Origin of the sequence: Streptomyces sp. NBC_00271 (genome assembly GCF_036178845.1) — a bacterium.
Taxonomy (GTDB): Bacteria; Actinomycetota; Actinomycetes; order Streptomycetales; family Streptomycetaceae; genus Streptomyces.
The window spans coordinates 3,787,629-3,813,594 of sequence record NZ_CP108070.1 but is presented as its reverse complement, the minus strand read 5'-3'; the positions used below and the strand labels follow the sequence as shown (position 1 = coordinate 3,813,594).

The window sequence follows — 25,966 nt, the reverse complement described above, 5'->3', positions numbered from 1 at the left end:
TACGATCGGGAACGTGGCTGGTCGAAGGCGTGCGTCGCGGGCGGGGTGCTCCCTGGTGCTGCTGCTCGCCGTGTTGGTGGGCTGCGGCGGCGGGCCGTCCCCGGACACCGCGTCCGCCGATGTGCAGCGGGTCCTCGACCGGCGGGCGGCCGCGGTCCTGGACCGGAACGAGTCGGCGTACCGGGCCACGGAGGAACCGTCCGGCTCGACCGCGGAGTTCACCCGGCTGCGCGCGGTCCCGCTGGCCGCCTGGTCGTACCGCCTGACGGACCTGCACCGCTCAGGCGACCGCGCCACCGCGGGCGCCGAGCTGCGCTACCGCATCGAGGGCTACGACAGGGCGCCCGTCACGGCGGCCCGCACCCTGCGCCTGGTCCGCGACGGCGGGACCTGGCGGGTCGCCTCCGACGTGCCCGCCGAGCGGGCCAGTCAGCAGCTGTGGGAGCAGGGGGCGGTGACGGTGGTACGGGGCGCGCACAGCCTCGTCCTGGGGGTCGGGCAGTCCGGTGAGCGGCTGCGGGCGTACGCCGGGCTCGCGGACCGCGCCGTGCCCGCCGTGACGGACGCCTGGGGCGCGGACTGGACGGGGCACGTCGTCGTCCTCGTACCGAAGTCGCTGGAGGGCATGGCGGGGCTGCTCGGGGCGCCCGCGTCCGGGTACCGGGGGATCGCGGCGGTCACCACGGGAGAGGCGGGAGGGACGGCCAGGGCGCCCGCGGACCGGATCATCGTCAACCCCGATGCGTACGGCCTCCTCGGCGACTTCGGGAAGCAGGTCGTGCTCACCCACGAGACGACGCACGTGGCCACCCGTGCCCACACCACCGCCGCCACACCCCTGTGGCTCTCCGAGGGCTTCGCGGACTGGGTCGGCTATCGCGGCAGCGGCCGTACGGCGACGCAGGCGGCGCCGGAGCTGGAGCGGGCGGTGCTGGACGGGCACGTACCGGCCGCGCTGCCGGACGACAAGGACTTCGGGTTCGCCGGGGACGCGGCACGGCTGGCGCGGGCGTACGAGGGCGGCTGGATGGCCTGCAGGCTGATCGCCGATCACTGGGGCGAGGTCCGGCTGAACGAGTTCTACCGGGCCGTCGGCGACCACAAGAAGCGGCCGGGGGCCGTCGAGGGCGCGCTGCGGGACGTACTGCACACGACGCCGGAGAAGTTCACGCAGCAGTGGCAGGCGTACCTGAAGGCGCAGCTCGGCTGAATCAGCCCGTCGCCGTGTCCAGTCGGGCGATGGCCTCGGCGAGCCACCCCCGCTCCGCCTCGCCCGTCGCCCGCGCCACCCGCAGCATCCCCTGCCGGAACAGGTCGCCGGCCTCCTCCGCCCGTACGGTCCTGTGCCGCTGTGTGGCCCTCGCCGCCGGCCTGCGCGCCGTGCGCCGCAACGCGTCGCTGCGCGAGGCCGCGGTCGTCCGCCCCGCCGAGCCCACCGGCCCCGCGCTGCGCCGCACCCTGCGGACCGGGCCGCCCATGTCCGCCGACTTCACCGTGCGCCAGGGCGGGGCGCTGGTCCTGGTCGCGATCGTGGCCCGGCTCGGGGTGACGGCCGTGGCCGCGTACTCCCTCGCCTACAAGGTCCTGTACGTCGCGACCATGGCCTTCTACGCGGTGCGGCAGGCCGCCTCGATCCACACCGCGCACACCCGGGGCGCCGGCCGGGACGAGCGGGGCGCGATCGGGCGGCAGGCGGTGGTCGTCTCCGGGGCGGTGGGCCTGGTGGCGGCCGTCCTGCTCGGCGCGTTCGCCCCCTGGATCATGCGGGCCTTCGGAGCCGGGGACGCGGTCGCCCGCGACGGCGTGCTGTTCCTGCGCTGCGTCGGCCCGTACCTGCTGCTGATGGCCTGCTTCATCGCGTTGGGCGGGGTCTTCGAGGGGAGCGGGGGAGCCCCGTTGTTGCTTTGCGGGTGACCCTGCTCGGCGCCGCGGTCCAGCTGCCTCTGGCGTACGCCATGTCGGGGCTCGGGCTGCCCGGGATCTGCCTGGCGCCGGCGCTGTCCATGGCGGTGCAGTGCACGGCCGTCGGACTGCTTCTCGCCCGCGCCCGCCGCCGTCAGGGGGAGCTCAGGCGCTCCTTGCTGCGGGTGGCCTGAGTGGGCAGGGTCGGGGCCGGGTCGGACACCGTGCTCCACCACAGTTCGAGCGCGGCGAGCAGGGCCGCGATCACCAGCAGACCGTTGCGCAGGAAGAGCAGGGTGATGCCCAGCCGGTCGCTGCCCACGACGTGCGAGAACCAGATCGGGAACTCCAGGACGGTCACGAAGCACGCGGCCAGCACCAGCCCGACCGGCAGGGTCATCCGGCTGCCCCGGAAGCACAGGCAGACCGCGCCGATCCCGACCAGCCACACCATGTACTGCGGGCTGATGACCCGGCTGGTGGCCGTGAACATCAGCACCGCCACGAACGCGGCGTCGGCGAGCGTGTGCGGCGAGAAGCGCTGGGCGCGCAGCCGCCACAGCAGCAGCCAGGCGAAGGCGATCGCGGTGAGCGCCAGGGCCAGCCTGCTCACCACGTCGACGTACGGGCCGAGGAACTCCACCGAGCCGTAGTTGAGCAGCACCTGACCGTCCCAGCCGAAGTGCCGGCCCACATGGAAGACGAGGGAGCCCAGCGACTCCACCTCGGTGCCCCGGTCGCGCTGGAAGGTCAGGAAGGAGAAGGCGCCGGGCATCGACAGCCCGAACAGCACCGCGATCCCGCCCGCGGTCACCGCCGCCGCGGCCCACGCGCGCCGCTTCACGGCCCCCAGGAGCAGGAGCGCCGGCCACACCTTCACCAGCGCCCCGAAGCCCACGAGAGCGCCCATCACCCGCGGATGGCGGGCTCCCGCGAGCAGCGCCGCGACCGCCACGGCCGTCACCATCACGTCGTAGCGGGCGTAGACGGTCGGTCCGAGCAGCGGGACGCCGATCACCCACACCCAGGCGCCGCGCAGCGTCTTGCCGGGGCGCCGGCCCGCGTAGTGGAGCAGTGCGTACACCACCAGGTCGGCGACGAAGGCCAGCAGGAAGAAGGCGTGCGCGTAGTCGAGGAAGGGCAGCAGCCCGGGGGAGAGGATCGCGAGCGCGGCGGCCGGCGGGTACTGCCAGGTCACGTCGTCGAGCGGGAAGGTGCCGGTGCGCAGGATCTCGTACCAGCCCTGGTAGATCACCGAGACGTCACTCGTGACGTCCGGTCCCGGGAAGACGAACACCTTGGAGACGAAGAGCAGAAGCAGAAGCCTGGTCAGGCCCCAGGTTCCCAGCAACGCGTACGGAACCCCTTCCCCCCGTGTGCCCTTCATGCTCACCTGGCCCTCGTTCGTCGGCTGTCTTTGCGGTCGTGCGGTGGTGCGGTCGTGCGGTGGTGACATAGCGCGGTCGTGCGGGTGCGGAAACATGATGACGTGCGGGGCTGTGCGAGGCCCGTGAAGTGCGGCCGTACGGAGCTGTGACCACCGGTGGAATACAGCTTCGCCGCTGTGGACCGCTCGCGTGGGGATTCGAAGGTTTCGGTAGTGTCGAACGCGATGCACAAGACCTTGATCGTTACCAACGACTTCCCGCCCCGCCCCGGCGGCATCCAGGCGTTCCTGCACAACATGGCGCTGCGACTGGACCCCGAGCGGTTCGTAGTCTACGCATCCACGTGGAAGCGGAGCCGGGAGGGCGTCGAGGCGACGGCCGACTTCGACGCCGAGCAGCCCTTCACCGTCGTCCGGGACCGTACGACGATGCTGCTGCCCACACCGGGCGCCACCCGGCGCGCCGTCGGGCTGCTGCGCGAGCACGGCTGTACGTCGGTGTGGTTCGGGGCGGCGGCTCCGCTCGGCCTGATGGCGCCCGCGCTGCGCAGGGCGGGTGCCGAGCGCCTGGTGGCCACCACGCACGGCCACGAGGCGGGCTGGGCCCAGCTGCCCGCCGCACGGCAGCTGCTGCGCCGTATCGGCGAGTCCACGGACACGATCACCTACCTCGGCGAGTACACGCGCTCGCGCATCGCGTCCGCGCTGACGCCCGAGGCCGCCTCCCGCATGGTTCAGCTGCCTCCGGGGGTCGACGAGAAGACCTTCCACCCCGGCTCGGGCGGCGACGCGGTCCGCGCCCGCCTCGGCCTCACCGACCGCCCGGTGGTGGTCTGTGTCTCCCGTCTGGTCCCGCGCAAGGGCCAGGACACGCTGATCCTCGCCATGCCCCGCATCCTCGCCAAGGAGCCGGAGGCGGTGCTGCTGATCGTCGGTGGCGGGCCGTACGAGCAGGACCTGCGCAAGCTGGCGTACGACACCGGGGTCGCCGCCGCGGTCCGCTTCACCGGCGCGGTCCCCTGGTCGGAGCTGCCGGCCCACTACGGCGCGGGCGACGTCTTCGCGATGCCCTGCCGCACCCGCCGGGGCGGCCTCGACGTCGAGGGCCTGGGCATCGTCTACCTGGAGGCCTCCGCGACGGGCCTGCCGGTCGTCGCGGGCGACTCGGGCGGCGCCCCCGACGCGGTCCTCGACGGCGAAACGGGCTGGGTTGTCCGAGGCGACTGCCCGGACGACTCCGCCGACCGCATCATCACCCTGCTCGCCGACCCCGAACTCCGCCGCCACATGGGCGAACGGGGACGGGAGTGGGTGGAGCAGAAATGGCGCTGGGACCTGCTGGCGGAGAGCCTGAAAGAGTTGCTCTAGGTGCGCGACCGGTCACAAACACCCCGCGCTCTCCCCACTCACCGCGACGCCCTCTGAAATCCCGGCAAAAACCCTAGGCGGAAGCAAATAATCCGCCGATGCTGCGCTCATGACAGAAAAACTGACTCATCATCAGATGAGTAACCGTCAGCTAACAAACCGTCACTTGACGAGACGCCAGATCCTGGGCATGGTCGCCCTCCAGACGGCCGCCGCCGCCGGCCTCACCCGCGTGGGCCTCCAGTCCGCCCACGCGGCGGAGCCCGCCGCGGTCGACACCGCGCCCGCCATCGTCATCGGATCGGGCTACGGCGCCGCCGTGGCCGCCCTCCGCCTCGGCCAGGCCGGCATCCGCACCCTCGTCATAGAGATGGGCAAGCTCTGGAACACCGCCGGCTCCGACGGCAAGGTCTTCTGTTCCACCGCCGCCCCCGACGAGCGCTCGATGTGGTTCCGCACCCGCACCGAGGCCCCGCTCGCCACCTTCCTGTGGCTGGACGTCGTCAACAAGGACATCGGCCTCTCCCCGGGAGTCCTGGACCGGGTCCACTACGACAACATGTCGGTCTACGTCGGCCGAGGCGTCGGCGGCGGCTCGCTGGTCAACGGCGGAATGGCCGTCACGCCCCTCCAGTCCTACTTCGCCGAGCAGTTCCCCACGGTCGACGCCACCGAGATGTACAACACCTACTTCCCGCGGGCCCGCACCATGCTCGGCGTCAACACGGTCGACCCCAGCTGGTTCGAGTCCACGGAGTGGTACCAGTTCACCCGCACCTCCCGTAAGGCCGCCGCCAACGCCGGTCTGAAGACGACCTTCGTCCCGAACGTCTACGACTTCACCTACATGCAGCGCGAGGCGGCCGGCACCGCCACCAAGTCCGCACTCGCCGCCGAGGTCATCTACGGCAACAACTACGGCAAGAAGAGCCTCGACAAGACCTACCTCGCGGCAGCGCTCGGCACCGGCAACGTCACCATCCACACCCTGGAGAAGGTCCGGGCGATCAGCAGGGCCACGGACGGCACGTACACCCTGACCGCCGACCGGATCGACACCACCGGCGCGGTCGTGGAGACCAAGCAGTACAGCTGCACGTACCTCTTCCTGGGCGGCGGCAGCCTCGGCACCACCGAACTCCTCGTCCGGGCCCGGGAGACGGGCACGCTGCCGGCCCTGGACGCGAGCGTCGGCACCGGCTGGGGCACGAACGGCAACGTGATGACGGGCCGCGCCAACCACATCTGGGACACGGTCGGGGCGAACCAGTCGACGATGCCGGTCATGGGCATCGACGACTGGGCCAACACCGCCAACCCCGTCTTCGCCGAAATCGCCCCGCTGCCCATGGGGTTGGAACACTGGATCAGCCTCTACCTGGCGATCACCAAGAACCCGCAGCGCGCGTCCTTCACGTACGACGCGGCGACGGACTCCGCCAAGCTCGGCTGGACCGCCGCCCAGAGCGCGGTCTCCGTGAGCATGGCCAAGAAGCTCTTCGACCGGATCAACTCGGCCAACGCGACGATCTACCGCTACGACCTCTTCGGCAACAACAAGACCTTCGCCGACGACTTCTGCTACCACCCGCTGGGCGGCTGCGTACTGGGCAAGGCCACGGACAACTACGGCCGGGTCAAGGGGTACCCGCACCTGTACATCACCGACGGCTCGCTCGTGCCGGGCTCGATCGGGGTGAACCCGTTCGTCACGATCACCGCGCTCGCGGAACGCGGAATGGCGCGGATCCTCGCCGAGGACACCGCGCCATGAGAACCGCTCGATCGGGCCGTCAGCCCCGGTAGATGGCCTCGATCTCGTCCGCGTAGTCCTTCGCCACCACGTTGCGCTTGAGCTTCAGGGACGGCGTGAGGTGGCCCGACTCCTCCGAGAACTGGGAGGACAGAATGCGGAACTTCCGCACCGATTCCGCCTTCGACACCGCGGCGTTGCCGTCGTCGACCGCGTCCTGGATCGCAGCGATCAGATCCGGGTCCTCGCGCAGCGACGCCGCGGTGGAACCCGCCGGCTTGCCGTGCTCCTCGGCCCAGCGGCCCAGGAACTCCTCGTCGACGGTGACCAGCGCGCCGATGAACGGGCGCCCGTCGCCGACCACCATGCACTCCGCGACCAGCGCGTGCGCGCGGATGCGGTCCTCGATCACGGCCGGGGCGACGTTCTTGCCGCCCGCGGTGACGATGATCTCCTTCTTGCGGCCGGTGATACGGAGGTAGCCGTCCTCGTCGAGGGTGCCGATGTCACCCGTGTGGAACCAGCCGTCCGCGAGCGCCTCGGCGGTCGCGGCCTCGTTGTTCCAGTACTCCTTGAACAGGTGCTCGCCGTGCAGCAGCACCTCGCCGTCGTCGGCGATCCGGATCACGGAGCCGGGCAGCGGCTGGCCGACCGTACCGATCTTCGTACGGTCCCAGGGGTTGAAGGCGGTGGCCGCGCAGGACTCGGTGAGACCGTAGCCCTCCAGGACCGTGAAGCCGATGCCGCGGAAGAAGTGGCCCAGACGCTCGCCGAGCGGGGCGCCGCCGGAGATCGCGTACTCACCGCGACCGCCCAGCACCGCGCGCAGCTTGCTGTAGACGAGCTTGTCGAACGTCTTGTACTTGATCTTCAGGCCGAGCGACGGGCCGGAGGGGGTGTCCAGGGCGCGGCTGTAGGCGATCGCCGTGTCCGCCGCCTTGTCGAAGATCTTGCCCTTGCCGTCCGCCTGCGCCTTGGCGCGCGCCGAGTTGTAGACCTTCTCGAAGACCCGCGGCACACCGAGGATCAGCGTCGGCCGGAACGCGGCCAGCTCGTCGGTGAGGTGCTTGATGTCCGGGACGCAGCCCAGCTTGATCGGCGCCATCATCGGCGCGACCTGCACCAGCCGTCCGAAGACGTGCGCGAGCGGCAGGAAGAGGAGGACGGAACACTCGCCCGTACGGAACAGGGGGCGCAGCCGCTCCACGATGTTGCCGCACTCCGCGAAGAAGGCGCGGTGGGTGAGGACACAGCCCTTGGGACGGCCGGTCGTACCGCTCGTGTAGACGATGGTCGCCGGGTCGTCCGCCTTGGCGAGCGAGCTGCGCTCCTCGACGGTGGCGTCGCTGACGTCCTGGCCCGCGCGCCCCAGTTCCTCCACCCCGCCGGCCTCGATCTGCCAGACGTGCTTGAGGGCGGGCAGCCGGTCGCGCACCGACTCCACGGAGGCCGCGTGCGTGTCCAGCTCGACGATGCAGGCGCTCGCGCCCGAGTCGCCGAGTATCCACTGCACCTGCTCGGCCGAGCTGGTCTCGTACACCGGCACGGTGATCGCGCCCGCGCTCCAGATCGCGAAGTCGAGCAGTGTCCACTCGTAGCGGGTACGGGACATCAGGGCGACCCGGTCGCCGGGCTGTACGCCCGAGGCGATCAGGCCCTTGGCCGCGGACCGCACCTCGGCGAGGAAGGTGGTGGCGGTGACGTCCGTCCACGTGCCGCCCACCTTGCGGGCGATGACGGCGACGTCGGGATGCTGCGCGGCGTTTCTGCGGACGATGTCGGTCAGATTTCCGTCCGCAGGGACCTCGTACAAAGCCGGAAGGCTGAACTCGCGCAAGACTGCTGCTCCTCATAGGGCGCCGACGCCACGACGGTGTGTGATGCGACGGAGCGGTCCAAGGCTCGGGCAGGTACCCAGGAACATCATTGTTGAAATCCTGAGTACGACTGGACTGCCCGGACGTTACCCACCGGTACGGCTTTTTCGATAGGGGGTCTTACCGAGATGTTCCCTGCGTCACACAGGTTGGCGCGTCGCACCGGATGGCGTTCCTTCGCGCACAGTAGTCCACGCTCTTCTTGCCATGCCAGTAACCGCAGGTCCGACCGCCTCTATTCACGTTTGCCCCACACGCCTACGCTTGATCGTCATGGCACCCACACCAGGCGGTAACCGCAGAACGCGCATTCATGTGGTCAGTGACGTGCACGGCAACGCGCGCGACCTGGCCCGGGCCGGCGACGGCGCGGACGCCCTGGTGTGCCTCGGTGACCTGGTGCTCTTCCTCGACTACGCCGACCACGCGCGCGGCATCTTCCCCGACCTCTTCGGCGCCGAGAACGCCGACCGGCTCGTCGAGCTGCGCACCGCCCGCCGCTTCGCCGAGGCGCGGGAGTTCGGGCGGCGGCTGTGGGACGAGATCGGGATGGATCATTCCGTGGCCATCGAGAAGGCGGTGCGCAAGCAGTACGCCGAGCTGTTCGCCGCGTTCCCGACACCGACGTACGCCACCTACGGCAATGTCGACATGCCCCCGTTGTGGGCGGAGTACGCCGGACCCGGCACGACGGTCCTCGACGGTGAGCGGGTGGAGATCGGCGGCCGGGTCTTCGGCTTCGTCGGCGGGGGGCTGCGCACCCCCATGCGGACGCCCTACGAGATCGACGACGAGGAGTACGCGGCGAAGATCGAGGCGGTCGGCGAGGTCGACGTGCTGTGCACGCACATCCCGCCGGACGTACCGGAGCTGGTCTACGACACGGTGGCGCGCCGCTTCGAACGCGGCTCCCGTGCCCTCCTGGACGCGATCCGCCGCATCCGTCCCCGTTACTCCCTCTTCGGCCATGTCCACCAGCCGCTCGCGCGCCGGATGCGGATCGGGACGACCGAGTGCGTGAACGTCGGCCATTTCGCGGCGTCGGGCCGCCCGTGGGTCCTGGAGTGGTGAACAGCAGGTGGGGTGGCGATGGTTCGGCGGGCGCGCGGTAGCCTTCACGCTGCACACACGTGCGTACCACCCTCCCTCACCGGACCGCATCTGGAGGAGCCACCGCGATGGCGGAACACACCAGCTCGAGCATCACGATCGAGGCGGCACCGGCTGATGTCATGGCGGTCATCGCCGACTTCGCCCGCTACCCGGACTGGACGGGAGAGGTGAAGGAGGCGGAGGTACTCGCCACGGACGGGCAGGGCCGCGCCGAGCAGGTACGCCTCGTCATGGACGCCGGTGCGATCAAGGACGACCAGACCCTGGGGTACACCTGGACCGGCGACCACGAGGTCTCCTGGACCCTGGTCAAGTCCCAGATGCTCCGCTCCCTGGACGGCTCGTACATCCTCAAGCCCGCGGGCGCCGGCGCCACCGAGGTCACCTACCGGCTCACGGTCGACGTCAAGATCCCCATGCTGGGCATGATCAAGCGCAAGGCCGAGAAGGTCATCATCGACCGGGCACTGGCAGGTCTGAAGAAGCGGGTGGAGTCGGGCGAGGCGGGCTGATCCCCGCTCCGCCCCGCCCCTCGGGGGCGCGGGGAACTGCGCGACCAGCCCCCACTCACCCGCAGGTGACACACCCGCCCGGGGGTCTGGGGGCGCAGCCCCCAGGTTGAGGATGATGGGGGTCCCCTTGCTCGAGCGAAGCCGAGAGCTTGGGGAGGGCAGGGGCGGCGGGGGCGCTCGACGCAGGTAGCGTTCATGCAATGCGCACCATCCTGATCACAGGCCAGGGCGGCACGGGCCGTACGACGGTCGCGGCCGCCACCGCGCTGAAGGCCGCCCGCGAGGGCACCCGTACCCTCCTGCTCACCGCCGACCGCACCGACACCCTCGGCGCCGTCCTCGGCGTGCCCACCGGCGCGGAACCCACCGACACCGCGCCCCACCTCACGACCTGGCGCCCCGACGCCAACGCCCGCTTCCGTGAGGACCTCACCGCCTTCCAGGACCGCGCGACCACCGCCCTGGACCTGCTCGGCGCCGCCCGCCTGGACGCCGAGGAACTCACCCCCCTGCCCGGCGCCGAGGAACTCGCCCTGCTGCGCGCCCTGCGCGACGCGGCGACCTCGCAGACGTACGACCTGCTGGTCGTGGACCTCCCGCCGACCCCCCAGGCACTCGCCCTCCTCGCCCTCCCGGAGGAGCTGCGCCGCTATCTGCGCCGGCTGCTCCCGCCGGAGCGCCAGGCGGCCCGCGCCCTGCGCCCCGTCCTCGGCCGCCTCGCGGGCGTCCCGATGCCCGCCGAGTGGCTGTACGAGACGGCGGCACGCTGGGACATCGAGCTGGCCGCCGTCGCGGCGGTCGTCGAGGACCGCGCCACGACCGTACGGCTGGTCGCCGAGCCGGGTCCGGCCGGCACCGACGCCGTGCACGCCGCCATCACCGCCCTCGCCCTGCACGGGCTGCGCGTCGACGCGCTGGTCGCCAACCGGGTACTGCCCGCCGCCAGCGCGGACGCCTGGCTGGGCGCCCTCGCCGCCCAGCAGCGCAAGGCGCTGGACGAGTGGCAGGAGACGTACACCGTCCACGAGGTCCCGCACCTCGGCCGCGACCCGCGCGGCACCGACGACCTCGGCGCGCTCCCCGTGCCCGGCGTCAACCGGGCGCCGAACCCGGTCGAGTGGCCCGTTCTCGACCACCTCGCCGACGACGGCGTCCTCGTATGGCACATCCCGCTGCCCGGCGCGATACGCGAGGAACTGGACCTGATCCGCCGGGGCGACGAACTCGTCGTCACCGTGGGCCAGTTCCGCAGGATCGTGCCGCTGCCGTCCGCGCTGCGCCGCTGCACCGTGGCCGGCGCCGCCCTGCGCGAGGGGGAACTCAGGGTGCGTTTCGCGCCGGACCCGGATCTGTGGCCCCGGACACGGTGAACGGCGTACCCCCGTTCGGGTACCGTCGAAAGGAAGAACCATAGGCAGGAGTCCGCCATGAGCGAAGAGCGCCCCACGTCCGACGCCGCTCAGGAGGCGAACGACGAAGCGCGCACGAGCGACGCCGACGCATGGGCGAAGGCGTGCGCCGAGGACCTCGCGGCGGAGAAGGCCCGGCGCCGCGCCCAGTACGGTCCGCCGCCCGGCTCGGCCGCGGAGGAACTGCGCAAGCTGGTCGACGCGGTCGCCGACAAGCTGTCCGGACTGAACTCGCCGCTGTTCGGCGTGGTCGCCTCCGGCACCGCCCAGCAGATGGTCAACCAGGTCGTACAGCAGGCCAAGGCCGCCGTCGAACCGGTCATAGAGCGCAACCCCGATGTCTTCGATCACCTCGCGGCCGCGGGCAGCGAGCTGCTCGCCGCCTACCGCTCGGCCGTCGAGGCCCAGGAACGACGCTGGACCACCCGGGAGCGTGGCCCCCGCGACGAGGGGACCGGTCCGGGGGAGCGGATTGACTTGGACTAAAGGCTGCTCGGGTACGGTTGGCCGTAGCGGGGCTCGACCGAAACTGAGGGATTCATGGGACTCACCATCGGCGTCGATATCGGCGGCACGAAGATCGCGGCCGGTGTGGTCGACGAGGAAGGCAACATCCTCTCGACGCACAAGGTGCCGACCCCCACCACGCCGCAGGCCATCGTGGACGCCATCGCCGCCGCGGTGGAGGGCGCGCGCGCAGGTCACGACATCGTCGGCGTGGGCATCGGTGCCGCCGGATACGTGAACCGCCAGCGCTCGACCGTGTACTTCGCGCCCAACATCGACTGGCGGCAGGAGCCGCTCAAGGCCGAGGTCGAGGCGCGCGTGGGGCTGCCCGTCGTCGTCGAGAACGACGCGAACGCGGCGGCGTGGGGCGAGTACAAGTTCGGCGCGGGCAAGGGCCACCGGAACGTCATCTGCATCACCCTGGGCACGGGCCTGGGCGGCGGCATCATCATCGGCAACAAGCTGCGCCGCGGGCACTTCGGCGTGGCCGCCGAGTTCGGCCACATCCGCATGGTGCCGGACGGTCTGCTGTGCGGCTGCGGCTCGCAGGGCTGCTGGGAGCAGTACGCCTCCGGCCGCGCCCTCGTCCGCTACGCCAAGCAGCGGGCCAACGCCACCCCCGAGAACGCGGAGATCCTGCTCGCGCTGGGCAACGGCACCCCCGACGGCATCGAGGGCAAGCACATCTCGGTGGCCGCACGCCAGGGCGACCCGGTGGCGGTGGACTCCTACCGCGAGCTGGCCCGCTGGGCCGGCGCCGGCCTCGCCGACCTTGCCTCGCTCTTCGACCCCTCCGCCTTCATCGTCGGCGGCGGCCTCTCGGACGAGGGCGAGCTGGTCCTCGACCCCATCCGCAAGTCGTACAAGCGCTGGCTCGTCGGCGGCAACTGGCGCCCGGTGGCCGAGGTGATCGCCGCCCAGCTCGGCAACGAGGCGGGCCTGGTGGGCGCGGCCGACCTGGCCAGGGAGCCCGACCCGATCATGTAACGCCGCGTGTCCTGTTCGTACGACCCCGCCCGCCGCGCCCTTTAGGGGCGCGGCGGGCGGGGTCTTTTAGGGGCGCGGGGAACTGCGCGACCAGCCCCCACCGGCCCGCAGCCGACAAACCACCCGCAGCGTTCCGTCTCCTCCCAGCGGTGCATCCACGTATGTTGATCCACATGGCGACGACGACCCCGCTGCCCCGCTCCCACACCGAATCCGACGGCTCCGCCGTCATCCGCGTCCTCAGCTACAACATCCGCTCGATGCGCGACGACACCACCGCCCTCGCCCGCGTCATCCATGCCTGCGCCCCCGACCTGGTCCTCGTCCAGGAAGCCCCCCGCTTCTTCCGCTGGCGCAAGAAGCTGGCCCGGCTCGCGGCCGCGTCCGGCCAGACGATCCTGTCCGGCGGCGCGACCGCCGCGGGCCCCGCGCTCCTCTGCTCGATGCGGGCCACCGTCGAACGCACCGAGGACGTCCTGCTGCCCCTCACCCCCGGCCTGCACCGCCGCGGCCTCGCCACCGCGGTCGTCCGCTTCGGCGCCGCCCGGCTCGGCGTGGTGAGCTGCCACCTCTCGCTCCAGAAGGACGAGCGGTACACGCAGAGAGGCCTGCTCCTCGACCGCCTCGCCGCCCTCGGCACCCCGCACGCCCTCGCCGGCGGCGACCTGAACGAACGCCCCGACGGCCCCACCTTCACCCGCCTCGCCGCCGACCTCCAGGACTGCTGGGCCACCGCCCCCTGGGGCACGGAGTACACCTCGACGCCCACCGACCCCCACCAGCGCATCGACGCGATCTTCGCCACCCGCGGCATCGAGGTCCTCGGCTGCGGGGTCCCGTACGGCCACCCCGGGGTCACGGAGACAGACCTGAGGGCGGCCACGGACCATCTGCCCGTGCTGGCCGCCCTCAGAGTGCCCGCCGAGTAACCGGCCGCGTCAGACCACCGCGCCCCGCCCGGGATCGTCCTCGTCCTCGTCGTCGGTCTTCATGCGCGCCACGAGGGTGGCGAAGCCGCCCAGGAAGCCGCCGATGCCGACCGTGGCGAGCCACCACGTCATGTCCCAGCCGAGCAGGATGGTCAGCAGGAGCACGATCGGGCCACCGACGACGGCGAGCCAGGCGAACTTGGCCGTGGTGTCCGCGGTGGGCAGCGGGGGCGGCTCCGGGGGGACGAAGTGGCCCTCGTCGTCCCCGTCGAAGTCGTCCTCGGAGGGCTCGGGCGCCTGGTAGTCGCGCGGGCCGCCGACACCGGGCGCGAAGGAGACGGAGCCGCCGAGGGGCTTCGCCGCAGCGGGCGGCTCCCCCGCCTCGTCGCCGGCCCCGTCCTTCTCGCTCGTCCCGACGGACCCGCCGGTCCCGTTCTTCTTGCCCTTCTCGGGCCTCTCGGGTGCGTCCCCGCCGCCCGGAGCGTCGTTCGTCACCGGGTCGAGGAGCGCCAGGTCCTCGATCGACTTGAACGGCTTCGCGCCGGGCGGATCCGGCGGTTCCTCGCCGTACCCCGCCACGATCGCCTGCCACGCGGCGTCCTCGTCGAACGGCACCCCCTGCTCGTCACCGAGAGGCTCGCCGACGGGTACGCCCTTCTCGTCGGGCTCGCCGCGCTCCGCGTCGTGCTCAGCCACCAGTGGCCGTCCCTTCCTGCTGACCCACCTGACCCGTGTCGGACCGCTTGCCGACACTGGGCGCGAGCCGGGCGATGAACGCGTAGCTCTCCTCGAAGATCCGGTCCGCGTCATGGTCCAACGTCGCCACGTGGTAGCTCTGTTCCAGCAGGATCTCCGTCACGTCGGTGGACGACACCCGGCTCAGGATCCGGGCCGAGTCGGCGGGCGGCACCACATGGTCCTGAGGGCTGTGCAGCAGCAGCATCGGCTGGGTGACCTGGGGCAGTTCTCCGTCGACCATCCGGTAGAAGTTCCGCATGGAGTGGGCGGCGTGCAGGGGCACCCGGTCGTAGCCCACCTCCGAGACGCCCTCCTTGGCGATGTCGCTGGTGATGCCGCTCACCGTCCGGACGAGGTGGCGGAGCACCGGGAGGGCGTGGGCCGCCGCCCCGTGCACCTTGTTCGCCGGATTGACGACGACGATGCCGCTCACCTCGTCCCCGTGCTTCGCGGCGAGCCGCAGGGTCAGCGCGGCGCCCATGGACAGGCCGAAGACGAACACCTGGGCGCAGCGCTCCCGCAGCGCACGCAGCTCGCGGTCCACCTCCGCGTACCAGTCCTGCCAGCCCGTGAGCTGCATGTCCTCCCAGCGCGTGCCGTGCCCGGGCAGCAGGGGCAGCGCGACGGTCAGACCGCGCTCGGCGAGATACTTCGCCCAGGGGCGCAGCGACTGCGGGGAACCGGTGAAGCCGTGACAGAGAAGGACACCGACCTCTCCGCCCTCGTGGCGGAACGGCTCGGCTCCAGGAAGGACCGGCACCTTCGGTCTCCTGTTCATCAGACGGGCGGAATGCGAGGCGTACTTCACCGTACGCGACGGCACTGACACCGACCAGGGTCGTCGGAGCCTTTGACAGTGCTCCGGGATAAGGTCTGACCGACGACACAGGAGGCATTCGGTTGATCTACGGCGCCATGAAGTTTTCCATCGGAGGGCCGCTGAAGCTTGCCTTCAGGCCCTGGGTGGAAGGCCTCGAGAACATTCCCGCCGAGGGCCCCGCCATCCTGGCAAGCAATCATCTGTCGTTCTCGGACTCGTTCTTCCTGCCCGCGGTCCTCGACCGCAAGGTGACCTTCATCGCGAAGGCCGAGTACTTCACGACGCCCGGCGTCAAGGGCCGGATGACCGCCGCCTTCTTCAAGGGCGTCGGCCAGCTCCCGGTGGACCGCTCCGGCGCGCGCGGCGCGGGCGAGGCGGCCGTCAAGAGCGGCATCGACGTCATCGAGCGCGGTGAGCTGTTCGGCATCTACCCGGAGGGCACGCGCTCGCCCGACGGGCGGCTGTACCGCGGCAAGCCGGGCGGCCTCGCGCGCGTGGCGCTCGCCACCGGCGCCCCGGTCATCCCGGTCGCCATGATCGACACCGAGAAGATCCAGCCGCCGGGCAAGGTGATGCCCAAGCTGATGCGCCCGGGCATCCGCATAGGCAAGCCGCTCGACTTCAGTCGCTACAACGGCATGGAGCACGACCGCTTCGTGCTGCGCGCGGTGACCGACGAGGTCATGTACGAGATCATGAAGCTCTCCGGCCAGGAGTACGTCGACATCTACGCGACGGCCGCCAAGCGGCAGATCGCGGACGCCGCGAAAGCCGAGAAGCAGGCGCTCAAGGAAGCCGAACAGGCGCTGAAGGAAGCCGCGAAGGCGGCCGAAGCCGAAACCGAAGAAGGACGAGCCGGCACCTAGACGCTTGCGTCGGGGGACGGTGGGGGTGGGGGACATGGCCAAGCGCGAGAGAGTCATGAGGATGTCGGTCGAGCAGCCGCTGTGGCGTGCGCTCACCGCCTACCGCGTGCTGACGATGCTGTACGCGATCGGGCTCTTCGCCACCGCGTTCCGCAAGTTCGCCCACCCCTGGGTGGCCATCGGGTACTACGCGGTCCTGTTCGTCTGGACGCTCGCCACCCTGCCCAGGGTGGCGAACGCGGTGAGCTGCACCAAGCGCTTCCTCGCCGTCGACCTGACCATCGCGCTCACCGGCATCATGCTCACGCCCGTCGCGGACACCCACCACCGCGTGGTGACCGGCGGCCCCACACTCCCGTCGATATGGACCGCGGGCTCCGTCCTGGCCTTCGCCATCAAGGGCGGCTGGCGCTGGGCGGCCTTCGCCTCGACGCTCGTGGCGGCCGTCAACCTCGTCGAGCGCGGCGCCCCCACCCGCGACACGGTCCACAACGTGATCCTCGTCTGGGTCGCCTCCATCGCCATCGGATACGTCGTCGAGGTCGCCCGCGCCTCCGAGCTCACCCTCGCCCGCGCACTGGAGATCGAGGCCGCGACCCGCGAGCGCGAGCGTCTCGCCCGTGACATCCACGACGGCGTCCTGCAGGTCCTCGCGATGGTGCAGCGACGGGCCTCCGCGCTCGGCGGCGAGGCCGCGGAGCTGGGCCGGATGGCCGGCGAGCAGGAGGTCGCGCTGCGCACCCTGGTCTCGGGCGGCCTGGTGCCCGTCTCGCGGGTGTCCGAGGACGCCGCGCTCGGCGCGGTCGTACGGGCCGTCGAGGAACCGGACGACGACCACGACTCCCGGGGCCCTGTCGACCTGCGCGCACTGCTCGCCCCGTACGCGAGCGCGCGCGTGACCTTCTCCGAACCGGGCGCCCCGGTTCCTCTCCCCCCGGCCGCCGCCCGGGAGTTGGCCGCCGCTGTCGGTGCGGCCCTGGACAATGTCCGTAAGCACGTCGGCGAGGACGCCCGGGCCTGGATCCTCGTCGAGGACGAGCCGGACGAGGTGATCGTGACCGTACGCGACGAGGGCCCGGGCATCCCGGCGGGGCGGCTCGCCCAGGCCGAGGGGGAGGGACGGCTCGGTGTGGCCCTGTCGATCCGGGGCCGGCTGCGCGACCTCGGCGGCGCGGCCGAACTGATCTCGGTGCCCGGCCAGGGCACGGAGGTCGAGCTGAAGGTACCGAAGGTTTCCAGGGTTTCACGGGGGAAGGCGGAGCAGCGATGACGGAGGTCACCGACGTGGTGGGGCAGGGTCCGATCAAGGTCATGGTGGTGGACGACCACCCCATGTGGCGCGACGCGGTCGCCCGCGACCTGGACGCGTCCGGTTTCGCCGTGGTCGCCACCGCGGGCGACGGCGAGCAGGCGGTGCGCCGTGCCCGGGCCGCCGCGCCCGACGTCCTGGTGCTCGATCTGAACCTGCCCGCCAAGCCCGGCGTCCAGGTCTGCAAGGAACTGGTCGGCAGCAACCCGGCGCTGCGCGTTCTCGTCCTGTCGGCCAGCGGTGAGCACGCGGACGTCCTGGAGGCGGTGAAGTCCGGCGCCACCGGCTATCTGCTGAAGTCGGCGTCCACGGAGGAGCTGATCGACGCGGTGCGCCGTACGGCTGTCGGCGACCCGGTGTTCACGCCCGGCCTCGCGGGCCTGGTCCTCGGCGAGTACCGCCGGCTGGCCTCCGAACCCGTCCCCGCCGCGGGCGCCGACGAGCCCAAGGCCCCGCAGCTCACCGACCGCGAGACCGAGGTGCTGCGCCTGGTCGCCAAGGGCCTGAGCTACAAGCAGATCGCCGAGCGCCTGGTCATCTCCCACCGCACGGTCCAGAACCATGTGCAGAACACCCTGGGCAAGCTCCAACTCCACAACCGGGTCGAGCTGGTGCGCTATGCGATAGAGCGCGGTCTCGACGAGGCGTAGACCCCGACGAGTGGGCGGCGTAAACCCTGGTTGACCCACCATCGAGTGAAGGCGAGTGATCAACACCCGCACAATTCACCGGAATTGCCCTTCCGCCCCATGCCTAAGTGACCTGGATCACTATTAGCGTGAGTCTCCTCAGGCAATCGCGGCGAAGGGACTTTTCCATGCGGGTCGGAGTACTGACCGGAGGCGGCGACTGCCCCGGACTCAACGCCGTCATCCGGGGCATCGTCCGCAAGGGCGTGCAGGAGTACGGATACGACTTCGTCGGCTTCCGGGACGGCTGGCGCGGACCTCTCGAGAACGACACCGTCCGGCTGGACATCCCCGCCGTGCGCGGCATCCTGCCGCGCGGTGGCACCATCCTCGGCTCCTCGCGGACGAACCCGCTCAAGCAGGAGAACGGCATCCGCCGCATCAAGGAGAACCTCGCCAAGCAGGACGTCGAGGCGCTCATCGCGATCGGCGGCGAGGACACGCTCGGCGTCGCCGCGCGTCTCACCGACGAGTACGGCGTGCCCGTCGTCGGCGTACCGAAGACCATCGACAACGACCTGTCCGCCACCGACTACACCTTCGGCTTCGACACCGCCGTCGGCATCGCCACCGAGGCGATCGACCGCCTGCACACCACCGCCGAGTCGCACATGCGCGTCCTCGTCTGCGAGGTGATGGGCCGTCACGCGGGCTGGATCGCCATCCACTCGGGCCTGGCCGGCGGCGCCAACGTCATCCTCATCCCCGAACAGCGCTTCGACGTCGACCAGGTGTGCGCCTATGTGACCTCGCGGTTCAAGGCCTCGTACGCGCCGATCGTGGTCGTCGCCGAGGGCGCGATGCCCAAGGACGGCCAGATGGTCCTGAAGGACGAGTCCCTCGACTCCTTCGGCCATGTACGCCTCTCCGGGGTCGGCGAGTGGCTGGCCAAGGAGATCGAGAAGCGCACCGGCAAGGAGGCCCGCACCACGGTCCTCGGGCACATCCAGCGCGGCGGCACCCCCAGTGCCTTCGACCGCTGGCTCGCCACCCGCTTCGGACTGCACGCCATCGAGGCCGTCCGTGACGGCGACTTCGGCAAGATGGTCGCCCTGCGCGGCACGGACATCGTCCGGGTCCCGATCGCGGATGCCACGGCCAAGCTGAAGACGGTCGACCCGAAGCTGTACGAGGAGGTCGGGGTCTTCTTCGGCTGACGTTCTCCCTCCCCGCGATCCCGTCGGCCGCACGGGCCTCCCGACACCCGTGCGGCCGGCGTCCTCGACCACGGCTGCCACGACTACACGCAGGGCCGCCGCTCCGACAGCGTGCCGGCGCCCCGCAGCCGACCGACCAGCTCCCGCACGACGGCCGTCCCGTTCAGCGTCAGCACCGACTCCGGGTGGAACTGCACACCCGCGAACCCCGGCCCGCGCAGCGCGTGCACCTCACCGCCCTCGGTGCGGCTGACCTCGATGCCATGGGCCGACAGCTCGGCCGCCGTCTCCTCGTCGCAGTGCGCCACGAAGCTGTTGTAGAAACCGACGGTCTCGGCCCGCCCGAAGAGATCGATCTCCGTCTGCGCCCCCTGGTACGGGACCTCCTTGCGTACGATCTCCAGGCCCAGCTCCGCCGCGATCAGCTCGTGCCCGAGACAGACGCCGAGCACGCCGTGCCCGTGCCCCCCGATCACCTCGGCGGTGAGCTCCCGCAGGAACCGCATCTTGGGATCGTCCAGGTCCAAGGGGTCGCCCGGGCCGGGGCCCAGGACCAACGGCCCCTCGTGCGCCCGCACCGCCTCCCGCAGCCCCGGCTCGTCGTAGCGCCGCACGGTCACCTCGAGCCCCGAGGACCGCAGCACATGCGCGAGCATCGCCGTGAAGGTGTCCTCGGCGTCCACGACCAGCGCATGGCCCTCCAGCTCACGCGCCTGCTCCTGCATCCGCAGCCAGAACGGCGCGAGCGAGGCCCGCCGCCCGTCCAGCGCCGCCCGCACCCGCGGATCGTCGGCCAGCCTCGGCCGTACACCCTCCACGCGGGCCCCGGCCTCCACGACCCCCAGCGCCGCCAGCACCCCCGCGGCCTTCGCGTGCGTCTCGGCGACCTCGCCCACCGGATCCGATCCCCGGACGAGGGTGGCGCCGACCGGCACCCGCAGCCGCCCGTCCGCGTCGATGTCGGCGGTCCGGATGAGGATGGGCGAGTCGAGGGTCTGGGCACCGCCCGCGTCGCGGCCGATGAGGGCCAGCGCACCCGCGTAGTAGCCCCGCCCGCCGACCTCGTGCCGCTCGATCACCCGGCACGCGTTCTGCACCGGCGACCCCGTGACGGTCGCCGCGAACATGGTCTCCTTCAGGACCTCGCGCACATCCAGCGAGGACCGGCCCCGCAGCTCGTACTCGGTGTGCGCGAGGTGGGCCATCTCCTTGAGCCGCGGACCGATCACCACGCCGCCCCTGTCACCGACCGTGCACATCATCTTGAGCTCCTCGTCGACGACCATCGAGAGCTCCTCGATCTCCTTGCCGTCGGCGAGGAAGCCGAGCAGGTCGTCCGCGCAGGGCCCCTCGGCCGGATAGCGGTACGTGCCGCTGATCGGGTTCATCACGACGGTTCCGCCCGACATCCGCACGTGCACCTCGGGGCTCGCGCCGACCAGTGTGCGCTCTCCGGTGTGCACGACGAACGTCCAGTACGCGCCCCGCTCACCGACCAGCAGCCGCCGGAACAGGGCCAGCGCGTCGGCCCGCCCGAACCCCGCGATCGCGCCCTCGTACGTACGCCGGATCACGAAGTTCGCGCCCTCGCCGCGCCCGATCTCCTCCTCCAGCACGCGCCCGACGATCCCCGCGTACTCCTCGTCGGCGACGTCGAAGCCCCCGCCCGTGACACGCACCTCGTGCGCCGGCAGCTCCGCCAGCGCCCGCTCCAGCGGCAGGACGTGCGTCTCCTCCGGGGTCAGCACCGCGAGCGGCGTGCCGTCGTCGCGGACGTCGAAGCCGCGCTCCCTGATCTGGCGGAAGGGGACGAGCGCGAGTCCCTCGTCGGGGAGGTCGGCGAGACGGTCGCAGGTGCTGACCGGTCCGAGCAGCAGCTCGACGGTGTCGTGATCGTGACCGGGGGTGCGGCGCCGCAGCAGGGCGAACGGACGGGGATCGTCCAGCAGGTCGAGCAGGTGCATCGGTCCTGTTCCTTCTCTCGGATTCTCGGATTCTCGGATTCCCGAAAACTCGGAGAGGAACGGCCCGTGTCCGCAAACACCGAAGGCCGCCCCTCGGGCGGCCTTCGCGAAGTCTTGCGTACGCGCAGTCAGTGGGCCGCCGGATGAGCGGTCCACCACCAGTTCTGGGTCGAGTGCGCGAACATGCGCCGCACCTTACCCGACGTCAGGGGGCGGGCAACAGCGTGAACCGTCCGCGCCCTGCGTTCCTACTGCTCGGTCACCGGCCATGGATGGCATGGCCCAGGAAGCCCGACCGAGGAGAGAACCATGTGCGCAGCCCGTTCACCCCGGCCCCGCCGAGGCGGCGTCCGAACGCTCACCTTGTGCGCCGCCGCCGCGGCCCTCGCCGCCGGCCCGCTCGGTACCGCACGCGCCGCCGGGACCGACGACACCGTCAAGGTCACCTACCGCGGCCACGAGTTCACCGTCCCCGCCTCCTGGCCGATCGTGGACCTGGAGAAACATCCGGACGTCTGTGTCCGCTTCGACCGGCACGCCGTGTACGTCGGCACGCCCGGGGACCAGCAACAGTGTCCGGCGGGGGCGAGGGGACGTACCGAGGCGTTCCTGGTCCAGCCGTCCGCGGTCAAGGGCCGCACCGCCACCGAGAACCGCACGGCCCGCATGATCCGGGTCACCGCCGACCGGATCGCGGTGACCGCCGCGTACGAGGCGGACCGTACGAGGATCCAGGACATCCTGCGCGGCGCCGGTCTGTCCGTCGCCGCCGAGGGGACCGGGCCGACCGCGGGGGCGCCCGCCGCGGCGCCGCTGCCCGCCGACGCGACGTCCTTCCGCGGCGAGGGCTTCGACGCCTGCACCGCGCCGGGCCAGACGGCGATGGACGCCTGGCGGGACGACTCCGACTACGGGGCCATCGGCGTCTACATCGGCGGGGTCAACCGTGCCTGCGCCCAGAGCAGACTCACCGCCGGCTGGCTGCGGACGCAGTACGCGAACGGCTGGCGGTTCTTCCCGCTGTACGTCGGCCGCCAGCCCACCTCCGACGGGGGGAGCTGCAAAGGCGGCTGCGCGGCGATCACCGACCCCGTGCCGCAGGGCACCGAGGCCGCCGACGACGCCGTCGAGCAGGCCACCACGCTGGGCTTCCCCAAGGGCACGGTGATCTACGACGACCTGGAGAACTACACCCCCGGCTCCACCGTCACCAGCCGGGTGCTGTCGTACCTCGACGCCTACACCAAGCGCCTGCACGTACTGGGCTACCGCTCCGGCGTCTACGGCAACACTTCGTCCCTGGTCACCGACCTGGTCGCCAACAAGAGCCGCGTCACCCTGCCCGACGTGCTCCACTTCGCCCGCTGGAACGGCAAGTCGACGACCACCGACTCGACGATCCCCGCGAACCTGTGGGCCGACCACCAGCGCATCCACCAGTACCTGGGCGACACGACCGAGACGCACGGCGGCGTGACGATCTCCATCGACCGCGACCGGCTCGACGTGGACTAGGGGCCCGGCCACCCGCCCGCTCCGGGCGGCCGCGGGGACCTGCCGTGCGGCTGCCCGGAGCGCCTCCCGATCGAGCGCGGTTCGTCTCAATTGATGGGCATGGGGATGGACGCCCGACACGACCCCGTAATGTGGTCAGGGTGACCGTGAACGCTAAGCCCAGCGCAAGCGCTGGCAACACCTGGCGAGACCTGCCCGCGGCGCAGCAGCCCGAGTACCCCGATGCCGAGGCTCTGCGCGATGTGATCGCGGACCTCGAGTCGTATCCGCCGCTCGTCTTCGCGGGCGAGTGCGACCAGCTGCGCGCCCGGATGGCGTCCGTCGCCAAGGGAGAGGCGTTCCTTCTCCAGGGTGGCGACTGCGCCGAGGCCTTCGACGCGGTGTCGGCCGACCACATCCGCAACAAGCTCAAGACCCTGCTCCAGATGGGCGCCGTGCTCACGTACGCCGCCTCGGTGCCGGTCGTGAAGGTCGGCCGCATCGCCGGCCAGTACTCCAAGCCGCGCTCCAAGGGAACCGAGACCCGCGACGGCGTGACGCTGCCGACGTACCGCGGTGACTCGGTCAACGGCTTCGACTTCGACGAGAAGGCCCGCATCCCGGACCCCGAGCGTCTGAAGCGGATGTACAACGCCTCCGCCTCCACGCTCAACCTGGTGCGCGCCTTCACCACCGGCGGCTACGCCGACCTGCGCCAGGTGCACGCCTGGAACCAGGACTTCGTGAAGTCCTCCCCGTCCGGGCAGCGCTACGAGCAGCTGGCGCGGGAGATCGACAACGCGATGAACTTCATGCGGGCCTGCGGGACCGACCCGGAGGAGTTCAAGACCGTCGAGTTCTACGCCTCCCACGAGGCGCTGCTCCTCGACTACGAGGCGGCGCTGACCAGGGTCGACTCGCGTACGGGCCAGCTGTACGACGTCTCGGGCCACATGGTGTGGATCGGTGAGCGCACCCGGCAGCTGGACGGCGCGCACATCGAGTTCGCCTCGCGGATCCGCAACCCGATCGGCATCAAGCTCGGCCCGACGACGACGGCCGAGGAGGCACTCCAGTACATCGACCGCCTCGACCCGGACCGCGAGCCCGGCCGGCTGACCTTCATCGTGCGGATGGGCGCCGACAAGGTCCGCGACAAGCTCCCCGAGCTGGTCGAGAAGGTCACGGCCTCGGGCGCGGTGGTGGCCTGGGTGACCGACCCGATGCACGGCAACACCTTCGAGGCGGCCTCCGGTCACAAGACCCGCCGCTTCGACGACGTGCTCGACGAGGTCAAGGGCTTCTTCGAGGTCCACAAGGGTCTGGGCACGCACCCGGGCGGCATCCACGTCGAGCTCACCGGTGACGACGTCACCGAGTGCGTGGGCGGCGGCGACGAGATCTTCGTCGACGACCTCCACCAGCGCTACGAGACGGCCTGCGACCCGCGCCTGAACCGCAGCCAGTCCCTCGACCTGGCCTTCCTGGTCGCGGAGATGTACAGGGACCAGTGACGGGTTCGCCTGTTACACCTGAGTGAAGTGGGGCGCGGATCACATACGATCCGCGCCCCCTCCCACTTTTGCGGTTCCTGAGTGATGGGTAAGGTTAGGTTAGCCTCACCGATTAACGGGACGGCACCAGACATCGAACCCGCCGGGAGGTGAACCGCGTGTACGTATGCAGTTGCTTCGGGGTCACCGAACAGCAGGTCAAGCAGCACGCGGAGAACGGCGCCTGCACGCCCCGCCAGATAGCCTCCGCCTCCAAGGCGGGCACGGACTGCGGCTCCTGCGTCCGCAGCATCCAGGCGATCCTCGGCCGTGGCGCGTGCCCCCGCCGTGAGCTGGCCGAACAGGGCAAGCCGGTACTGGCCGAGCTGTCCACGGCGCGGGGCCTGGAAGAAGCCGAAGCCGCTTAGCTCTCCGGCTGCTCGATCACCTGGGCGATGTAGAGCGCCTCGCCGAGCTTCTCCACCAGCTCCAGCTGGGTGTCGAGGTAGTCGATGTGGTGCTCCTCGTCCTCGAGGATCGACTCGAAGATGTTCGCGGACGTGATGTCGCCCTTGTTGCGCATCACCTCGATCCCGCGCTTGAGGCGGTCGATCGCCTCGACCTCCACCTGCCGGTCGGCCTGGAACATCTCGGTGACGGTCTGCCCCACCCGGACGTGGAAGAGCCGCTGGTAGTTCGGCAGGCCCTCCAGGAAGAGGATGCGGTCGGTGAGCACCTCCGCGTGCTTCATCTCGTCGAAGGACTCGTGGCGGGTGTACTTCGCGAGCTTCGTCCAGCCGAAGTTCTCCTGCATCTTCGCGTGCAGGAAGTACTGGTTGATCGCGGTCAGCTCACCGGTCAGCTGCTCGTTGAGGAATTCGATGACCTCGGGGTCGCCCTGCATCGCAGAGGCTCCTTCCATGCGGGGGACTGGGCAGATTGCGCCGCATCCTCGCATCGGCGTCCCGGGTCGTCCAGTAAGTGCACGCTTAGTATGAGTTGCCCGATTCCGTGCTGGGCTGGTCATGTGCACTGTCCTGGGTCTGTCAGGATGGAGGCATGGGTCAGCCGGTGGGACGTGGAACGGGAGAAGCGGCACAGTCGGAGCTTCCGCCGGGGCAGCGACTGCAGCGCGGCTGGCCGGTCACGCACTACGGTCCCGTACCCAAGTTCCGTCCCGAACGCTGGGAGTTCAGGGTCTTCGGCGCCACCGCCGACGGTGAGAAGCACTGCTGGACCCACGAGGAGTTCACGGCCCTGCCGTACACCTCGGTCATGGCCGATCTGCACTGCGTCACGAAGTTCAGCATGATCGGGGCCGAATGGGGCGGTATCCCGGCGCGCACGATCCTGGAGATCGCCCCGCCCGCGCCCACCGTCACCCATGTCATGGTCTGGGCGGAGTACGGCTTCAGCTCGAATCTGCGCCTCGACGACTTCGCCTCCGAGCGCACGATCTTCGCCACCCACAAGGACGGCGAACTCCTCACCGCCGAGCACGGCTTCCCGCTCCGCCTCGTCGTCCCCCACCTCTACGCCTGGAAGGGCCCCAAGTGGGTGCGCGGCGTCGAGTACATGACGGCCGATCGCCGCGGCTTCTGGGAGGAGCGCGGCTACCACAACATCGGCGACCCCTGGCGCGAACAGCGCTACTCCTACCAGGAGGAGCCCGGGGACGGCCCCGAGCTCTGA

At 70.9% G+C, this 25,966-nt stretch carries 24 protein-coding genes and 2 pseudogenes; 18 read left to right on the top strand and 8 right to left on the bottom strand.

Features of this window, described 5'->3' with window-relative positions:
* Positions 1-13 precede the first annotated feature (13 nt).
* Positions 14-1,210 (top strand): hypothetical protein, encoded by a 1,197-nt coding sequence (locus OG798_RS17760; protein ID WP_097226171.1) that lies wholly within the window; start codon positions 14-16, stop codon positions 1,208-1,210.
* 1 nt (position 1,211) lies between these two features.
* Here the strand turns inward: OG798_RS17760 and OG798_RS17755 are convergent.
* A pseudogene (locus OG798_RS17755) lies at positions 1,212-1,340 on the bottom strand (PadR family transcriptional regulator); the annotation flags it as partial.
* On the opposite strand from OG798_RS17755, the pseudogene OG798_RS17750 reads away from it, so the two are divergent.
* Positions 1,324-2,096 (top strand): annotated as a pseudogene (locus OG798_RS17750) (MATE family efflux transporter); the annotation flags it as partial. The pseudogenes OG798_RS17755 and OG798_RS17750 overlap by 17 nt on opposite strands.
* Here OG798_RS17750 and OG798_RS17745 read toward each other — a convergent pair.
* Positions 2,057-3,289, bottom strand: coding sequence for a glycosyltransferase family 87 protein (locus tag OG798_RS17745; protein WP_095855120.1), 1,233 nt, complete (start codon positions 3,287-3,289; stop codon positions 2,057-2,059). The pseudogene OG798_RS17750 and the gene OG798_RS17745 overlap by 40 nt on opposite strands.
* Before the next feature lie 225 nt (positions 3,290-3,514).
* On the opposite strand from OG798_RS17745, the gene OG798_RS17740 reads away from it, so the two are divergent.
* Positions 3,515-4,657, top strand: a complete 1,143-nt coding sequence (locus OG798_RS17740; RefSeq protein ID WP_095858136.1) for a glycosyltransferase family 4 protein — start codon at positions 3,515-3,517, stop codon at positions 4,655-4,657.
* A gap of 190 nt (positions 4,658-4,847) precedes the next feature.
* Positions 4,848-6,431, top strand: a complete 1,584-nt coding sequence (locus OG798_RS17735; protein WP_121416408.1) for a GMC oxidoreductase — start codon at positions 4,848-4,850, stop codon at positions 6,429-6,431.
* Between the two features lie 19 nt (positions 6,432-6,450).
* On the opposite strand, the gene OG798_RS17730 is transcribed toward OG798_RS17735, so the two are convergent.
* Positions 6,451-8,247: an AMP-dependent synthetase/ligase gene (locus tag OG798_RS17730; RefSeq protein ID WP_267061532.1), complete on the bottom strand. Its 1,797-nt coding sequence runs from the start codon at positions 8,245-8,247 to the stop codon at positions 6,451-6,453.
* A 313-nt stretch (positions 8,248-8,560) separates the two neighbouring features.
* On the opposite strand from OG798_RS17730, the gene OG798_RS17725 reads away from it, so the two are divergent.
* The 6 genes from OG798_RS17725 (at position 8,561) to OG798_RS17700 (ending at position 13,744) form a co-directional block, all read left to right on the top strand.
* Positions 8,561-9,358, top strand: a complete 798-nt coding sequence (locus OG798_RS17725; protein WP_095855123.1) for a metallophosphoesterase family protein — start codon at positions 8,561-8,563, stop codon at positions 9,356-9,358.
* 107 nt (positions 9,359-9,465) lie between these two features.
* A complete protein-coding gene (locus OG798_RS17720; RefSeq protein WP_054231534.1) occupies positions 9,466-9,912 on the top strand; it encodes an SRPBCC family protein in 447 nt (148 codons plus the stop codon).
* A 200-nt stretch (positions 9,913-10,112) separates the two neighbouring features.
* The gene (locus OG798_RS17715; RefSeq protein ID WP_121416410.1) at positions 10,113-11,282 is read left to right on the top strand and encodes an ArsA family ATPase; all 1,170 of its coding nucleotides are present in this window, start codon (positions 10,113-10,115) and stop codon (positions 11,280-11,282) included.
* A gap of 57 nt (positions 11,283-11,339) precedes the next feature.
* Positions 11,340-11,807 carry a DUF5304 domain-containing protein gene (locus tag OG798_RS17710; protein WP_095855125.1) on the top strand — a complete coding sequence of 156 codons (468 nt, stop codon included), beginning with the start codon at positions 11,340-11,342 and terminating at the stop codon, positions 11,805-11,807.
* A 54-nt stretch (positions 11,808-11,861) separates the two neighbouring features.
* Positions 11,862-12,815, top strand: a complete 954-nt coding sequence (locus OG798_RS17705) for an ROK family glucokinase (protein ID WP_054231531.1) — start codon at positions 11,862-11,864, stop codon at positions 12,813-12,815.
* A 173-nt stretch (positions 12,816-12,988) separates the two neighbouring features.
* Positions 12,989-13,744 (top strand): endonuclease/exonuclease/phosphatase family protein, encoded by a 756-nt coding sequence (locus OG798_RS17700; RefSeq protein ID WP_121416411.1) that lies wholly within the window; start codon positions 12,989-12,991, stop codon positions 13,742-13,744.
* 9 nt (positions 13,745-13,753) lie between these two features.
* On the opposite strand, the gene OG798_RS17695 is transcribed toward OG798_RS17700, so the two are convergent.
* On the bottom strand, positions 13,754-14,440 hold the full coding sequence (locus OG798_RS17695) for a hypothetical protein (protein WP_095855127.1): 687 nt from the start codon (positions 14,438-14,440) through the stop codon (positions 13,754-13,756).
* Positions 14,433-15,242, bottom strand: coding sequence for an alpha/beta hydrolase (locus OG798_RS17690; protein ID WP_121416412.1), 810 nt, complete (start codon positions 15,240-15,242; stop codon positions 14,433-14,435). Before OG798_RS17690 ends, OG798_RS17695 begins: the two co-directional genes overlap by 8 nt.
* 155 nt (positions 15,243-15,397) lie before the next feature.
* Here OG798_RS17690 and OG798_RS17685 point away from each other — a divergent pair, with 155 nt between their 5' ends.
* From OG798_RS17685 to OG798_RS17670, 4 genes are all read left to right on the top strand, one after another.
* Positions 15,398-16,168: a lysophospholipid acyltransferase family protein gene (locus OG798_RS17685; protein WP_095858137.1), complete on the top strand. Its 771-nt coding sequence runs from the start codon at positions 15,398-15,400 to the stop codon at positions 16,166-16,168.
* Positions 16,169-16,202: 34 nt separating this feature from the next.
* Positions 16,203-17,438 (top strand): MacS family sensor histidine kinase, encoded by a 1,236-nt coding sequence (macS, locus tag OG798_RS17680; RefSeq protein ID WP_095858138.1) that lies wholly within the window; start codon positions 16,203-16,205, stop codon positions 17,436-17,438.
* Positions 17,439-17,479: 41 nt separating this feature from the next.
* Positions 17,480-18,127 carry a response regulator gene (locus OG798_RS17675; RefSeq protein ID WP_095858139.1) on the top strand — a complete coding sequence of 216 codons (648 nt, stop codon included), beginning with the start codon at positions 17,480-17,482 and terminating at the stop codon, positions 18,125-18,127.
* Positions 18,128-18,294: 167 nt separating this feature from the next.
* On the top strand, positions 18,295-19,323 hold the full coding sequence (locus OG798_RS17670) for a 6-phosphofructokinase (protein ID WP_095855129.1): 1,029 nt from the start codon (positions 18,295-18,297) through the stop codon (positions 19,321-19,323).
* Between the two features lie 83 nt (positions 19,324-19,406).
* Here the strand turns inward: OG798_RS17670 and OG798_RS17665 are convergent, their stop codons facing one another.
* Together OG798_RS17665 and OG798_RS56560 are read right to left on the bottom strand one after the other, a co-directional pair.
* Entirely contained in the window at positions 19,407-21,287 is a 1,881-nt protein-coding gene (locus OG798_RS17665; protein WP_328757297.1) for an anthranilate synthase family protein, read from the bottom strand.
* A 128-nt stretch (positions 21,288-21,415) separates the two neighbouring features.
* On the bottom strand, positions 21,416-21,472 hold the full coding sequence (locus OG798_RS56560) for a trp operon leader peptide (protein WP_071528813.1): 57 nt from the start codon (positions 21,470-21,472) through the stop codon (positions 21,416-21,418).
* Positions 21,473-21,596: 124 nt separating this feature from the next.
* Here OG798_RS56560 and OG798_RS17660 point away from each other — a divergent pair, with 124 nt between their 5' ends.
* From OG798_RS17660 to OG798_RS17650, 3 genes are all read left to right on the top strand, one after another.
* Entirely contained in the window at positions 21,597-22,802 is a 1,206-nt protein-coding gene (locus tag OG798_RS17660) for a glycoside hydrolase domain-containing protein (RefSeq protein ID WP_121416414.1), read from the top strand.
* A 140-nt stretch (positions 22,803-22,942) separates the two neighbouring features.
* Positions 22,943-24,295 carry a class II 3-deoxy-7-phosphoheptulonate synthase gene (locus tag OG798_RS17655; protein WP_054231523.1) on the top strand — a complete coding sequence of 451 codons (1,353 nt, stop codon included), beginning with the start codon at positions 22,943-22,945 and terminating at the stop codon, positions 24,293-24,295.
* Between the two features lie 149 nt (positions 24,296-24,444).
* Complete coding sequence (locus tag OG798_RS17650) at positions 24,445-24,702, top strand: (2Fe-2S)-binding protein (RefSeq protein ID WP_097226179.1); 258 nt, start codon at positions 24,445-24,447, stop codon at positions 24,700-24,702.
* On the opposite strand, the gene bfr is transcribed toward OG798_RS17650, so the two are convergent.
* Complete coding sequence (gene bfr / locus OG798_RS17645) at positions 24,699-25,178, bottom strand: bacterioferritin (protein WP_054231521.1); 480 nt, start codon at positions 25,176-25,178, stop codon at positions 24,699-24,701. The genes OG798_RS17650 and bfr overlap by 4 nt on opposite strands.
* A gap of 155 nt (positions 25,179-25,333) precedes the next feature.
* Here bfr and OG798_RS17640 point away from each other — a divergent pair, with 155 nt between their 5' ends.
* Entirely contained in the window at positions 25,334-25,966 is a 633-nt protein-coding gene (locus OG798_RS17640; RefSeq protein WP_095855133.1) for a sulfite oxidase-like oxidoreductase, read from the top strand.